Source organism: Lelliottia sp. F153, assembly GCF_002870005.1.
GTDB lineage: Bacteria > Pseudomonadota > Gammaproteobacteria > Enterobacterales > Enterobacteriaceae > Enterobacter > Enterobacter nimipressuralis.
On record NZ_PKFT01000002.1, the window covers coordinates 203,511 to 218,399 of the forward strand.

Sequence of the window (14,889 nt, forward strand, 5' to 3'; positions counted from 1 at the left end):
ATATTCCTTATGGTGGGAATATTGAAATATTGCTTTTAAATATATTGAGTGTTGCTGATGAGGTTTTTTCACATTGATAGATTCTTTTGACGAACTGCGAAAATATTTATTGGATAGTGCATATTATATAGCTCATAATTTGATCACTCGGAAAGGGAAGGTTTCAACCTTTAGAGGATGTTTATTTATGGCGGCTAAGGATGATATTGTGAGGTTCTTAGATGGCACAATTAAGTGTCGTGACATGAGAGAGTTTTTGTTGTCACCGCCTACTCGATCTTCTTAATCACCGGTTTAAAATGGCTGACCAAGCCCTAACCCGCGCCAATGAAAAATACCATCGCGACGACTCCGGCAAGCTGATAAAAATCATTTTCTTTACCACGGCTTCAGGCCTGAAACGTGGCGCCACCGCCAGGATGTTTCGGGCAACTGCAGGAACTCATCCCGCCACAGGCAATACCAATATGATGCCTTCAGCCGCAGAATCATATTGATACGCTCGGCAATCAGGCGTGGTTTGATTCTCACCCTGATGCGAAAGCGGCCCGTGAACGGACCATCAAAAAACACCCCGTAGGCCGCATTGGTCGCCCGGAGGAAGTCGGCGAATTATGCCTGTTCCTGGCGAGCGAAAAAGCAGGATTTATCGCCGGGACCACCATCGTTATGGACGGCGGTCGTAGCGCGATCATGTAGGACGAAGACGATTTCTGAGTCGCTCCATTAACAGGCTGGCACACCTTTCGCCAGCCATTGCGGCCAGACGGCTGCCCAGTCGGAGCCATGCGCCATGCCGCTTACCACTGCTGTGTGGGCGCAGGTTCCGCCTGTCGCCTGCACAAAACGACGGGCGACCTCGGGGGGAACTGTTTCATCCGTGTCGCCGCTGAGATGCAGCTGTGGAATGTGCTCCAGCTTGCTGGCATGGTCGATAGCGCTCAGTGCGTCAGGCATCGCGCTCACATGATGCAACTCGTTGACATAATTGACATCGAGATTACCCGCCACGGTGCGCAGCACCCGGACATCGCCACGCCGTTCGGCCAGCAGCGCCGCGATATTACCCCCGCCAGAATATCCCGTTAATTCAAGCGTCACGCCCGGATAACGCGCCGTAAACTGGCTTAGCGCCTCGTCCATCGCCTCCAGTATCTTCGGAGAGAAACGATCGGCGGTCCACCAGCGAACACTGCAATAAGCAGGCAACGGCGGCCCAATGAACTGACATGGCCGGCCCAGATAGAGCACGCTGGCGTGAGTATCAGCTGCAGCCAGCTTCAGGCCAACGGGATTATGCGGAGTCGGATCGTCCGAGGGGCGCGTGCGGCTTTGCCAGGCAAATCCATCCCCTTCGATGTAGACATGCAGTGACGTCACGGTGGGTGTAATTCGACTCCAGCTGGCAATCAAAAAGGAATCTGTCTGAACATTTTCTCTGGTAAGACCTGCATCCTGCGCAATCTGGTTTGCCGTCTCCCGGGGTTCGACAGAAACGCAGCCCGCGAATAAAAAAGATAAATTAATCAATAAGGCTGCAAAGAATATATTCTGTTTAACCCGCAAAGCCATATCTCACCCTAAGTTAAATTAAAACAACACAAAATTCATGGAGTTATTTCTCGATGAAATAATTAAGCAAAGCTTATTGTTTTTTGCAACAAATTGTATATTCTGCGCCCGAACAATATCGGATTAATCCGAAGTTTCTCCATCTGCATTTTTACAACAATCGCAACTTTGTGACGGCTCACCATGAGAAAAAAATACCTTAGCCAGCTGATTTCTTTGCTGGTGGCTTCAACAGCGGCACAGGGGCTGCTGACGACCCATTCTATCGCAGCATCAGACGTTATCATCGACGCACCAATGTCAGGCCTTCAGGTGCTCGGCTCAAACGATGTTATTCGCGTGACCAATACCGGTTCCCTTAGCGGCGCGCCCACAACCGCGTTAACGCTTCAACAGGGGGCGACGGTCACTACATTCACCAACGAGGGCCTGATCACTGATATTAACGATAATAATCTGCCCTTCAGTATGAATGTGGTTCAAATTGACGGTGCGGCCGGTACGTTTGAAAATAACGGCATCATCCAAAGCGTTAATCAATACCATTATGGCAGCATCGTCGAACTGAGTGCGTCGGGCGTCGTGGATAATTTTATTAACCGTGGCACGATTCAAAATTCGCTGAATAATTTTAATATGGGGATGGATAATACCGGCTCCGTCGAAAATAACGGCCATATTCTTAATCTCACAAATACCGAAACCGGAACCATTACCGGCTATCGCGGTATTAATAACCTCGGCACTATTGATAGTCTGACCAATGCCGGCGTAATTACCGCTGCGAATAACAATTTTATGCCGATGCCCGGGCAAAACGGCGCCATTTATAATCGCGGGATCATTGGTACTCTGCATAATACGGGCACACTCCAGACCGGCACCCTCAATTATTTCGGCAGCGCCGGGGTGATTAACTGGGGAACGATCAACACCCTTATCAATGACAATCTGATTAGCGGTAGCGCAGACGGTATTACCAACTATGGCACCGTAGGTACCCTTGAAAACAATGGCCGCATTGCTGCGATTAACAATGGTATTTTCGCCAGCAGCTCCGACGGCAACGCAATTGCCGAGATCGTGAACAACGGCGAAATCTCGGGCGGCTATTACGGTATTTACCTTGCCAGTTACAGCAACCAGAATCCAGTCACTCTAATCATCAACAACGGCACCCTGAGCGGCGGCAACTCTGCCCTGTATATCTACACGGATACCAACGCCAGCGCGGATATTACGCTGACCAACAACGGTGTGGTGAAAGGCGATATTTACTCCCAAAGCGCAGCACCGTTACTTATCAATGGCGGTAGCACGACCACGGGAACCTTAACCGGCCAGAACGGGACAGGCACTCTCACCAGCCAGCACTCAGACGTCATCTTTGGCACCGGTTCACTGCTGCTGAACGATAACGTGAATGCGGCCACGGTCCAGAACCGTGGCGCGTCCTTGCAGGTCAACACAGACATTACAATTGCAGGGGATTACCACCAGAAAGCCGCGGCAGCGCTGATTTCAGGTATCTCCGATCTGGCAACTCAGAACGGCACGCTGATGGCCGACACCGGCTATGGCCGTTTGAATGTCACCGGCAATGCGACAATCGAAGAAGGTTCCAGCATCAACCTGGTCCGCACGGGTGGCACGTATCAGTTCGCGGAAGGCCAGCGCTATGTGGTGATCAATGCCGCGGGATCGGGCACCGATTACAACGCCGATAAGCTGAACTACAGCGCGATTGGCTATCGCGGCGCCGTGAGTGGCTCCGTTTATGAGACAGGGACGGACAAAGCGCTGGTCTTGACCGTGGGCGCGGAGCCTCCGGTTGTGACACCGCCTGTTGTCACACCGCCAGTGGTGACGCCACCTGTTGTCACACCGCCAGTGGTGACACCACCGGTTGTAACCCCACCCGTCGTGACGCCTCCAGTTGTAACACCGCCTGTTGTCACACCACCGGTTGTGACGCCACCAGTGGTGACGCCGCCGACTCAGCCAACGCCAAAACCTGCGCTGGCGACGATCCCAAGCGCCACCGCGGCATTGGGCGGTCTGGCGAACTACACCGGGATCTCCTCTCCGCAGCTGTTGGATCTGTATAACGCCTCGTTAGCCATCCAGGGCAAAGACGAAGCCAACCGCGCGGGCGAGAAACTCTCCCCAGGCCAGAACATCAATACCAGCTCTGCCGCCGCCGTGGCGACCTCTACCGCTCAGGCGGTTGTGGGCGCGCACATTGATGCAGTGCGTAATCCGCACACCTCCGGCACCAGCGGCGTCGCGACCGGTGATGACTACACAAGCAACTGGATCGTCTGGGGTCAGCCGTTTGGCGGCTATGCGCGTCAGGACAGCAGCGCTGAAATCAGCGGCTACACGGCGAAATTTGGCGGCCTGATTCTGGGCGCCGACCGCTCGCTGGGTGACGACTGGCGTCTGGGCGCGGCCGTGAACTATAGCAACACCTCCGTGCACGGTAAAGGCAATCTGAGCGGTAACACCTCCACCGCCGACAACTACGGCATCATCGGTTACGCCGGTTACACGGGCGATCCGTGGTATCTGAACCTCTCTGCCGGTGTAAACCGCCAGAACTACAGCTCGGTTCGCCGCGCAGATTTCACCGGGTTCTCCGGCGCTGCTCAGGGTAAATTCAACGGTCAGTCCGTCACCCTGCAAACGGAGTTCGGCTATCCGGTCACGCTGCCTGCCGACGTTGTCGTCACGCCGCTTGCCAGCCTGACGTACGGATATCAGCATGTGGATGACTATAAAGAGACAGGCGGTAACGGCATGGCGCTGGATGTGGGCAGTACCCATTCCCAGTCTGTGGTGAGCGATATCGGTGCCCGCATCGAGAAAACCTTCGCGACCGGTCTCGGCAGCCTAACGCCGTTCGCGCAGCTCTCGTGGATTCATCAGTACGATAACCGCCAGGTGAGCAGCCATGCGACCTACGCCGCCGATGCCGTCGGTGAAACAAGCTTTATCACCAAAGGCGCATCGCCGGTGGAAGATATGGCGGGTGTGGCGATCGGCAGCACGCTGTACGACGCCAACGATCTGAGCCTGGACGCGCGCTACGATCTGCAAGCAGGCGAGCGCTATCAGGCGCACACCTTCAGCCTGCGGTTGCGTAAGATGTTCTAATTGCTGTGAATAAAATGGGGCCGCACATGGCCCCGTTTTTTTATCATGCGCGGCAAAACATTGAGTTTTTCATCGGGCGCGTTAATAGTAGTTCTTTTCCCGATAAGAAAATGCCATGAGCCAAACTGCACTCTCCTCTGCATTAAAGGGCGGCGCGCTGCTCCTGCTGCTGATCTTGATTTATACCGGCCTGTTTACCGGGGACCGCGTCACCTGGCTGATGGAAGTCACCCCCGTGGTCATCGTGGTGCCACTGCTGCTCGCCACCCAGAAACGCTACCCCCTCACTCCCCTGCTCTACACGCTGATCTTCTTCCACGCGATTATTCTGATGGTCGGCGGAATGTACACTTACGCCAAAGTGCCCATCGGTTTTGAGGTTCAGGAGTGGCTGAATCTGAGCCGTAACCCGTACGATAAACTCGGACACTTTTTCCAGGGGCTAGTGCCTGCCCTGGCGGCGCGTGAGATCCTGGTGCGCGGCGGTTACGTCAATGGTCGCAAAATGACGGGCTTTCTGGTGTGCTGTATCGCGCTGGCCATCAGCGCAACCTACGAGCTGATCGAATGGTGGGCGGCGTTGGCGATGGGACAAGGCGCGGATGATTTTCTCGGCACGCAGGGCGATCCCTGGGATACCCAGTCAGATATGTTCTGCGCCCTGCTCGGCGCGCTCACCACTGTCCTGCTGCTGGGGCGTATTCATCAGCGGCAGCTGGAACGCATCTGAGGAATCGCCACCCATCTCCACCCCAAGCCGACCGTGGCGACCACAATTGTCAGGGTCGCTGCCATGTGCAGGGCAAAATCCAGGGGATGCACTTCAACGGAGTGGCAAAACGACAATAGCGTCAGCGCCATGCAGGCGACGCCTACACCTGCCGAGGCGAGACTTTGCAGGGGATGGAGGCTGCGGGTACGGCGCAGATAGCCAATAACCAGCAGCATCATCGGCGCGCTGACGGTCATCATAAAGACGTAGCAATTCACCGCGTCACGGTGGTGAATCTGGGACGACTGGCCCAGGTTCGCCAGCACGCAGCCCAGCCACACGATCAGCAGCGGCATAAACCCCTTCCAGCTCAGGGGACGACGCCCGGCGATGCTGAGTAAAAACGCATTGCGGATCGCCAGCACCCCCATCACAAACGTCAGCCCCAGTTGCAGCAGGGCCAGCAGTGCGCCCTCCTGGGACCAGTCCGTCGCCACACGCTGCAACAGCAAACTGCAAAGCCATCCGCTCGGCAACGCCATTAACGTCCACGCCAGCACGCGCCAGCCATCGCGCCACGGGCGGGTGACGGGCTGCGCCTGCCGAGTCAGTTTTTCGATTAACAGCTCATGATCGGTCATGATTCGCTCCCATCCGGCGAAGATTGGTAATAGCCCTGTGCAGCAGGGATTTCACCGCAGAGATCGTCAGATTGTGACGGCTTGCCGCCTGCGCAAGCGTCATCTCCTGCAGATGAATATGTTCCACGATTTGCCGCTGGCGGGCGGGCAGCCTGTTGAGGATCAGCGCCAGCTCCTCCTGCTCGTCCTGATGTTCCACGCTCTCGACAGCCGCGACGTTGGCCAGCGCCTCTTCCGTATCCGTTTCCCTGCGTAACTTCCGCCCCTGATGGCGCAGCGCATCGACCGCCCGAGCCTGAGTAATCGCCATCAGCCAGGGTAAAAAGGGGCAGTCTGGATCGTAGGTATGGCGAACCCGATGCACCGTCAGCAGCACATCCTGGATGACATCTTCCACCAGCGCCGGATCGAACACCTGTCGGCGCACTATCGCGCGGATAGCCGGAACGATCGCCCGCAATAACTGCGTATAGGCGTGACGATCGCCAGCCTGCGCTTTTGTCATCAGCTCAGGCCAGGCCTCGCGCGGGGCAAGTCCGTTATCCATGTTCCGCCATGACGTTACCTCATGCTTTTTTGCCAGCCGCCTGATTCAGGGCATTCACCACGATTGAGGGCGTCAGCACCTGCGGGAGCACGTGCGGCGCGCTTCCGTCTGCCGGATAGACCACGTACAGCGGCAGACCGCCCTGGCCGAACGTGTTCATCGCATCATCGATGTCCGCGTTAAATTTGGTGGAGTCTGCCACCATATACACTGCGCCAGTGCGGGCCATCGCCTCTTTCACCGCCTGCGTTGAGAGCGAAGTGCGATCGTTCACCTGACAGGTGATGCACCACGACGCGGTAAAGTTTACGAAGATCGCTTTGCCGTGACCGCGCAGGGCCTCCACGTTCTGCGGAGACCACTTCACGGGCGCCGCGTTATCCGCCACTGCGGTCACAGGCGCCGTTGATCCTGCGTTGATCGCCCTCGGTAACGGCACGATGGCGACAACAAAAAACGCCACCGTGATAGCCAGCAGCACTTTGTAAGAGTGGCCGAGATAGCGTCTGCGCTGCGCGATACCGTACAGCCACGCGGCAAAGCTCACCACCACGGCGCTCGCCAGCATCACCGCCAGCGCCGTGGTGCCGGCCTGCTGCGCCAGCACCCACACCAGCCAGGCAAAGGCGCCCAGCATCGGAAACGCTAGCCCACGCTTGAGCACATCCATCCACGCACCAGGGCGCGGCAGGCGACGGGCAATTGCCGGGAACAGGGAGACGAGGGTAAAGGGGGCGGCAAAACCGAGCGCCAGCGCGAAGAAAATGGCCAGTGAAACCGCAGGCGGCTGCACCAGAGCATAGCCCACGGCACCCGCCATAAACGGCGCGGAGCACGGCGTGGCCACCACAATCGCCAGCGCGCCGGTCAAGGCAGAACGAACAAACGCCCCGCGACCGACAGAGATCTCCCCTGCCCGCTGCAGCGACAGTCCAACCTCAAATACACCGAGCAGGTTGAGCGCAGCCCCGAGAATAATCAGCGCCAGAACCGCAATCACCAGCGGCGACTGCAGCTGAAATCCCCATCCCACGGCGGTGCCCCCGGCGCGCAGCGCCAGCAGCAGCGCCGCCAGCGCCATCATGGTGAAAATCACCCCGAGCAGAAAACCCAGCCCTTCGGTTCGCGCGCTTTTCGTGTCGCCCTGATGGCGCATGATCCCCAGCGCTTTCAGGGAGATCACCGGGAAAACACAGGGCATGAAATTCAGGATCACGCCGCCCAGAAAGGCGGCAAAAATGGCGGTTAACATAGCAAACCTCGAATGCGAACGTCGGCGTTAATCAGGAGTGCGATTTCGCATATTGCTTCACGGCGTCCATCGTTTTCTGAATGTGCGCATCCGGGTTGCGGTCGGTGTAGCTCAGCAGAATTTTGCCATCCGGGGCGATGACGAAAGAGGTACGATCGGAGAGGGTTTTACCGTTCATCTGCATCAGAGTCTCATACTCGGCCGCCACTTTCGCGCCGGGATCGGCTGCCACCGCAAACTTATCGCGGCACTCCAGTTTCGAGAATTCATCCACCTGGTCGACGTTCCCGGCGGTTACCCCCACCACCGTGGCGCCCAGTTTTTTGAAATCATCCGTCGCTTCGGCAAAGGCGTGGGCTTCCAGCGTGCAGCCCTTGGTAAACGCCGCCGGGAAGAAATAGAGCACCACTGGCCCTTTTTGCAGCGCCTGCTGTAAGGTGAACGTCAGCGGTTTACCGCCGAGCGCGCCCTGAAGGGTAAAATCGGGCGCTTTCGCTCCGGCTTCGAGCGCGGCCTGGGTGTTCATGGAAAACAGTGAAAGGGTCAGTACGGCGGCGGCGGACGCGATTTTCAAACGTTTCATGGTCAACTCCATCAGGGAAAAGGGGGCTATCTGAATAATAGTTCGTTAGCCCGCGAGCAAAAGTTTCGCCCGACCATAAAAAATGTATCGCTGTTAGCTAAATTTACGCACCAGAAAATCGAGATCCTCTTCTTTTACCGCTCTGGCAAGGTAATACCCTTGAAAACTTTTGATGCCAGCGGCGGATAAGGTATTAAATTTTTCCTCGCTGTCCACCCCTTCGGCGACACAGGCAACGCCAGTAATATCACTGTAATACTGCATCGCTTTAATCAGACTGAAATCACTGTCGTTTGCGGCAAATTTATCAACGATATCTTTATCCAGTTTCAGGCCATCAAAAGGAATTTGTCTCACCGGGAACATAACGTGATCGCTTGAAAAACAGTCATCTAAAAACAGTCTGCACCCCGTTTGGCGCAAGCGCTGCATGGTGTCCGCAATCCCTTTATCCAGCGTTACATCAATCGTTTCGGCGAACTCAAACACCAGTTTTTCTGCCCAGTGTTCATCACTTAACATTTCAACGGCTTTTTTTGCCATCCCTGGTAAGGCATTTCCGGATGCCAGTTCGGGTGGGATATTAACGGAGAAATAATATTTTCCATTATATTTGTTAATCCCGCGAACGGCGGCATCAATAACCAGAGCCATCAGCTGCAACCAGATATTTTTATCATGCAAGTTCGCCAGAAAATCTGCCGGTTTAAGGATGACGCCTTTACGGTTCCAGCGCAGTAATATTTCAAAGCCAACGCCTCTTTTATCACTGTCGGTAATAATCTGATACACCGGGAATATCTCTTTATTTATCAGCGCGGTGGTGAAACGCCCATCTAAATATGCATTATCATGACTCACAGGCTCGCCTGAAACAGCGAATGTCGCCCGAAACAGCGCGCCACGGCTTAAAAAGGTATTGATCAGCTGTAATTTTCGCAGGCCCTCTTTGCGATAAACGTATATCGTTTTGATCGCCAGACCACAGGCTTTTGCCTGGGCTTTGACCGACACGCCACGATAGAAAGAGAGCACAGAATCTAACTCCCGGCTCGTCAAACCCTTGTCAAAACAATCTTTTACCTTTCTCTCAAGGAACGCGGCCTCTTCCAGCGGCGGGAACACTGCCGTCACAATATCCTGACAGGGGTGCGATATATTCGCGACGCGTATATTTCTGAGTTTATTTTTATCCCTGATCAAACTGTACAATGTGCGGTAAAGCCAGTTTGCCGGTAATTGACTGTAAATAAGGACGGTGACTTTCGCCGGTTTGGCGTTGAGCAAGACGATCATTTTTTTCAATGAACCTAAAATTTCGCAAATATCTCCTTTAAGGAATACAGAAATCGTTGCACCTGCACTGGCGTACACCGCATTCAGTTCTTCCTGGGATGGCTCATCACCATCGACCATAATACGGTAAGCGCAGATCCCGCTGTTATTCAGGAGCATTTCATACCCTTGCCAGGCATAGCTGCAGGAAGAAATGACGTATCGATTCTGAAAACGTTTCAGGTAGTTGGCACGTGCATCCCAGGCCATGATAATCTCCAGCGAAATATAAATGAGGGTAAAAATGTTTATTGCGAAAAGACGATAGCTGTCAAAATCAATGACCAGAAATAAAAAAGAATGATGTTTGCGAACGCCTTTGACACCTTCGCCACTGCGTCTCTGAATAGCGAGATCATAACAAACCGGGAATGTTATCACCATAGATTTAATATCGTATTTTTGTATAAAACAGGTATCTCCTGTGTTTTTTGTTTAAAACAAAAACATTACTCATCGCGACAGGTGGACATATTTACGTTAATTACCCAACGTATTTAACGTAAATATGTTCATTCAGTAAACATCCACACATTCATTCAACTTCATTTCGTCATCATCTGCCCACCACGCAAATACACACTTCCTGAATATTATTCATAAATACCAAAAGTAAATTCCACTTATCACATGTATAATAGTGACGCTAAACATTCAATAGAGAAATGAATACCCCCATTGGCTCGTCTCAACATAGGACAACCGTATGGATATCCATATATCATCAAGGGCTTTACTGCTTCGAAGGGATGTGATTAAAAATAATCCAAGATTCAGCGAAGCAATAAAACAACACTTCACCATTAATGATGCCATCTACAAAAAACAACCGTTGTTCTACAAAACGATGCTCCAGGAGTCACGGTTCAATATTGTGTTATCGATGTGCTGTTTTGTTTTTGGCGATCAGGCCTCTTCAGTATCAGAAATAAAAGAGTTATGTACCCGATATAAAATTGCCAGTCCAAACAGTGTTATAGCCATTATCACTTTACTCAGAACCACCAACAGAATTAAAACCTGGCGGTGCACCGAGGATCGGCGAAAGACCATCATCGAACCAACAAAAAAAGGATTAGACGAACTTAAAAATTATATGTCCGGGGCCTTTTTACCCGTAAGCACTTTATATCCTGATTACAACGTCAATATTAACCTGCTGGATAATGATACGCTCAGACACAGTTTTTTCCGGCGAGCCGCAGAATATCTTTTTCGTGGTGTCACCTTTAAAAAGATTTTGCCAGAGGTAGGATTATTTATTGAGAAAGATGGCGGGCGCATGATCATGCTGTATCTTTATCTGCAGGCAATGAAGAATAAAAATGCTCACGGTGCCACTATTGATTATTCAGCCAGCGTGCTGGCAAAAGAGTTTTTCGTCTCCAGAATTCATGTAAACCGGATCATGAAATCTGCTCAGGAGGCTGGATACCTGAAAGAGCGAGAAGATGGACGCATCAGTATTTATCCAAACTTCTTACAGCTGGTCGAAAACTATGCCGGACTTTATTTTGCCTACGTCACGCATTATCTGAACATACATCCTAAAGAGCGACTGTCTTCTGTCTGATTAAATTCCACCGGAAAATTGAACTGGCGAGCGGTTTTCCGATCGCCAGTATTCATTATCTTTCGCGCAGGGCCTCTTTGGTTTTATTCAACGGTTTCAGCAGGTAGTCAATGATGGTTTTACTGCCCGTTTTAATATCCACGGTCGCAATCATCCCCGGAAAAACAGGAAATTCTTTCCCCTGCTTATTCGTCAGGTGATTACTTGTGGTCCTGATATAGACCCGGTAATAGTAAACGTCTCTTTTAACATCATCCTGAATCGTATCAGGAGAAATCATGGTCACTTCGCCTTCCAGCCCGCCATAGATGGAGTAGTCATAGGCCGTCACTTTGACCAGCGCTTTTTGCCCCGGATGGATAAAGGCCACATCGCGCGGGGAAATTTTGGCTTCAATCACCATCTGATCGTCGAGCGGCACCAGGCTCAACAATTTTCCATTTGGCGGGATTACGCCCCCGACGGTGGTGACATCAATATCTTTAACAATTCCGCGAACCGGCGCGTTGAATGTCAGACGGGTGAGGGAATCTTCACGCCCTTTCATCACCGAACGCTGGGCTTCGATTTCCGCATTCGCTTTGGCTAACTCTTCACGGGCGCGAACGTAATACTGGTTTTGCATTTCCGTGATTTTATTCTCAAGCTCATTTTTTTGACGCTCAAGACGCAGAACTTCCACCTTGCTTGCCGCCCCCTGGGTGACCAGCGGTCGGGTCAATGATAGCTCGCGCTGGATAAGTGTTACCCCCTGACGCAAACCGGTAAGCCCTTTTTCCAGGCTGTCGCGACGAGAGTGATACAGCGCGGTCTCCTGTTTGACCAGCTCAACGTCATCATCCAGCTCTTGCGGGAAGACCAGCGCACTTTGATTGGCCTCCGCGTTCAGGCGCGCGGCGGTTGCCATCGCGGCATTCAGCCGGGATTCACTCTCCAGCACGCTGGACTCGGTTTTGGTGCGATCCAGCTGCGCCAGCTGTTGCCCACGCTCGACGATATCCCCCTCGCGCACCAGCAGCTTATGAATAATCCCCCCTTCCAGCGACTGAATAACCTGTTCATGCGAAGAGGGGATCACTTTACCGCTCCCGGTGGTCACTTCATCAAGCTGGAACATACTTGCCCAGATCGTGAAGAGGGCAAAGAGCGCAAACAGAGACCAGGCAACCAGCGTTGAGCGCGGGAGTTTAGGCTCCTGCAGACGGCTGTTGAAACGAGAAAAATCACTCATGCCATCCCCTCCTCGGTTGCGGCCTTCGCGGGAGCGGACGGCTTCATTTTCACGGTGCGCTGCGCCGCCTTCTGCGGGGCCATACCATGGTTATTCAGGATCTTATCGCGCGGGCCATCCATAATAATTTTGCCGTTTTCCAGCACGATGATGCGATCGACCAGTTCCAGAATCGGCAAACGATGTGTCGCCACCACCAGCGTTCGCCCGTCGCCGAGCCAGTTTTTGAGATGATGGATAAATTGCTTTTCGCTCACTTCATCAAGCCAGGCGGTCGGCTCATCGAGCAGCAGGATATTCGGCGCGGTGAGTAACGCGCGCGTCAGCAACAGGGCCTGGCGCTGGCCGCCGGACAACCCGGCCCCGCCTTCGCTGATCACATAGTTCAGCCCCATTTTTTGCTTACGAACAAACTCCAGCGCGCCGCTGACGGTTAATGCCTGATGAATCTCCTCGTCAGTCGCCAGCGGATTCCCCATCACAATGTTGTCGCGCACGGAGCCAAAGAACAGACGCGCCTGCTGGCTGAGGAACTGCATATCGCGGCGCAGATCGGCCGTGTCGAGGTGATTCAGCGCCACATCATCGAGCAAAATGGTGCCCTGCTGCGGTTCCTGCATCCCCGCCAGAAGCTGTAACAGCGTGCTTTTGCCGGAACCATTGCGCCCCAGAATCGCAATCCGCTCGCCCGCATTGATGGTCAAACGGGGGATGTTCAGAACGTTTTGCTTCTCTTCTTCGTCATAATAAAAGCCGACCTCCTCCAGCACGTAGTGGCCGCGCAGATGGGCTTTATGCACCTTTTTACCTTGCAGGGGATCGTCAATCGGACGCTGCATCAGGTCGTCCAGCCCCTTGCGGGCCACTTTTGCCGACTGCCAGCGCGACAACACGCCGGAAATTTGCGACAGCGGCGCGATAGTGCGCGAGGCGAGAATCGATGTCCCCACCAGCGCACCGGTGGTCATGTCACCGCTGATCACCAGATAACAGCCAATCAGCAGGACCACGGCATAGACAATCGACTGAACTTCCTGCGTCCACGTCAGAAGCAGGCCGGTGAGCCAGCGCTGTTTCATCCCGACGCTCGCGGCCACGTCGTTCGAGTTGTTCCACTGGTTCTGAAAACGCTGCTCCGCGCGCATCAGTTTAATGTCTTCGATGCCCTGCACCGCCTCGACCAGCGTGGCGTTACGAATGGCCGATTCGCGCATCCCTTCCGTGGAGAGCTTTCCAAGCGGACGCTGGATCAACAGACCCGGAATCAGCAGCAGCGGCACCGCAAGCAACACCACCAGCACCAGCGGGCCGCCGATCATCCACAGGATGAAAACGAACAGCAGGAAAAACGGCAGATCGGAAATCGCCGCAATTGTCGTGGAGGTGATCAGCTCGCGAACGGACTCCAGCTCGCGGATCTGAGCGATAAAGGAGCCGGTTGATTTTGAGCGGGCGCCGTTTTTAATGCGCAGGGCGTGGGCGAATACCCGCTCCGAAATACGCAGATCGGCACGCTTCCCGATCACGTCTGAGATATGCACCCGCAGCATACGCATCACAAACTCGAAGGTGATGGCGAGCATCACGCCGCCAAATAGCACCCACAGGGTGGCCTCAGACTGGGACGGCACCACGCGATCGTAAACCTGCATGGAAAACACCATCCCAGAAAGGGCCAGTACGTTCGCCACCAGCGCCACCAGCATGATGTCGCTGTAGCGACGCCAGTCTTTCAGCGCCAGCTGCCAGAACCAGTTCTTTTCATAAGGTTTGATGTAGTCATCGACCCTCGCGTCGGGCGTGGACTCCAGCGGGCGCAGCACGATTAACCCCGTCAAACGGGTACCCAGCGCGTCGCGCGTCAGGCTCGTTTCCAGTCCACCGTCACCGCTGAACTGCAGGCTGACGTTGCCCTCTTTGTCCATCCGGTTGATGACCGCAACTTGCCCGCCATCAAACTCCGCTAACAGCGGCAGACGCCACGGATCAATCAGTGCCGCATCCGCTGGCACAACGCGCAGCCTAAGCCCGAGCTGGCGTGCCATATCGTTGAGCACCTGCTCTCGCGGAGAGTGGCTCTCGTGATGAATCGTGACCCGGACGTGTTCTTGCGAATAGTCCAGCCGGTAATGTTTTGCAACGAGCACCATGGCTTCAAGCCAGGGTTCGTACTGCGGGTGAGTCTTCATTTTGCAACGTCCTGTTCAGGGCGGCGATGTCGCTCTGAAATGATATCCCTGTGGAACGGCCAGAATGTAAACCCTTTCTGAACGTGTCGACAAAAATA

General features: G+C 53.9%; 13 protein-coding genes. 5 read left to right on the top strand and 8 right to left on the bottom strand.

Features of this window, described 5'->3' with window-relative positions; genetic code table 11:
* Positions 1-299: 299 nt before the first annotated feature.
* Together F153LOC_RS21515 and F153LOC_RS21825 are read left to right on the top strand one after the other, a co-directional pair.
* Positions 300-497, top strand: a complete 198-nt coding sequence (locus F153LOC_RS21515) for a hypothetical protein (RefSeq protein ID WP_146003460.1) — start codon at positions 300-302, stop codon at positions 495-497.
* Positions 493-699 (top strand): SDR family oxidoreductase, encoded by a 207-nt coding sequence (locus F153LOC_RS21825; protein WP_255409581.1) that lies wholly within the window; start codon positions 493-495, stop codon positions 697-699. The genes F153LOC_RS21515 and F153LOC_RS21825 overlap by 5 nt, the downstream gene beginning before the upstream one ends.
* A gap of 27 nt (positions 700-726) precedes the next feature.
* Here the strand turns inward: F153LOC_RS21825 and F153LOC_RS08115 are convergent, their stop codons facing one another.
* The gene (locus F153LOC_RS08115; protein ID WP_369804798.1) at positions 727-1,380 is read right to left on the bottom strand and encodes an alpha/beta hydrolase family protein; all 654 of its coding nucleotides are present in this window, start codon (positions 1,378-1,380) and stop codon (positions 727-729) included.
* 375 nt (positions 1,381-1,755) lie between these two features.
* Between F153LOC_RS08115 and F153LOC_RS08120 the strand changes: the two genes are divergently transcribed.
* Positions 1,756-4,728: an autotransporter outer membrane beta-barrel domain-containing protein gene (locus tag F153LOC_RS08120; RefSeq protein WP_102104753.1), complete on the top strand. Its 2,973-nt coding sequence runs from the start codon at positions 1,756-1,758 to the stop codon at positions 4,726-4,728.
* A gap of 115 nt (positions 4,729-4,843) precedes the next feature.
* Positions 4,844-5,458 (top strand): DUF2238 domain-containing protein, encoded by a 615-nt coding sequence (locus tag F153LOC_RS08125; protein WP_102104754.1) that lies wholly within the window; start codon positions 4,844-4,846, stop codon positions 5,456-5,458.
* On the opposite strand, the gene F153LOC_RS08130 is transcribed toward F153LOC_RS08125, so the two are convergent.
* From F153LOC_RS08130 to F153LOC_RS08150, 5 genes are all read right to left on the bottom strand, one after another.
* The gene (locus F153LOC_RS08130) at positions 5,434-6,081 is read right to left on the bottom strand and encodes a DUF1109 domain-containing protein (protein WP_102104755.1); all 648 of its coding nucleotides are present in this window, start codon (positions 6,079-6,081) and stop codon (positions 5,434-5,436) included. The two genes, F153LOC_RS08125 and F153LOC_RS08130, sit on opposite strands and share 25 nt — an antisense overlap.
* Positions 6,068-6,628, bottom strand: coding sequence for an RNA polymerase sigma factor (locus F153LOC_RS08135; RefSeq protein ID WP_102104756.1), 561 nt, complete (start codon positions 6,626-6,628; stop codon positions 6,068-6,070). The genes F153LOC_RS08130 and F153LOC_RS08135 overlap by 14 nt, the downstream gene beginning before the upstream one ends.
* 19 nt (positions 6,629-6,647) lie before the next feature.
* Positions 6,648-7,880, bottom strand: coding sequence for a protein-disulfide reductase DsbD (locus F153LOC_RS08140; RefSeq protein ID WP_102104757.1), 1,233 nt, complete (start codon positions 7,878-7,880; stop codon positions 6,648-6,650).
* A 31-nt stretch (positions 7,881-7,911) separates the two neighbouring features.
* On the bottom strand, positions 7,912-8,463 hold the full coding sequence (locus F153LOC_RS08145) for a peroxiredoxin (protein ID WP_100778946.1): 552 nt from the start codon (positions 8,461-8,463) through the stop codon (positions 7,912-7,914).
* A gap of 93 nt (positions 8,464-8,556) precedes the next feature.
* Complete coding sequence (locus F153LOC_RS08150) at positions 8,557-10,008, bottom strand: EAL domain-containing protein (RefSeq protein WP_102104853.1); 1,452 nt, start codon at positions 10,006-10,008, stop codon at positions 8,557-8,559.
* A gap of 496 nt (positions 10,009-10,504) precedes the next feature.
* On the opposite strand from F153LOC_RS08150, the gene F153LOC_RS08155 reads away from it, so the two are divergent.
* Complete coding sequence (locus tag F153LOC_RS08155; RefSeq protein ID WP_102104758.1) at positions 10,505-11,371, top strand: MarR family transcriptional regulator; 867 nt, start codon at positions 10,505-10,507, stop codon at positions 11,369-11,371.
* A 55-nt stretch (positions 11,372-11,426) separates the two neighbouring features.
* Here F153LOC_RS08155 and F153LOC_RS08160 read toward each other — a convergent pair whose 3' ends face one another.
* On the bottom strand, positions 11,427-12,602 hold the full coding sequence (locus F153LOC_RS08160) for an HlyD family type I secretion periplasmic adaptor subunit (protein WP_100778944.1): 1,176 nt from the start codon (positions 12,600-12,602) through the stop codon (positions 11,427-11,429).
* A complete protein-coding gene (locus F153LOC_RS08165) occupies positions 12,599-14,791 on the bottom strand; it encodes a type I secretion system permease/ATPase (RefSeq protein WP_102104759.1) in 2,193 nt (730 codons plus the stop codon). The genes F153LOC_RS08160 and F153LOC_RS08165 overlap by 4 nt, the downstream gene beginning before the upstream one ends.
* Between the last annotated feature and the right edge of the window lie 98 nt (positions 14,792-14,889).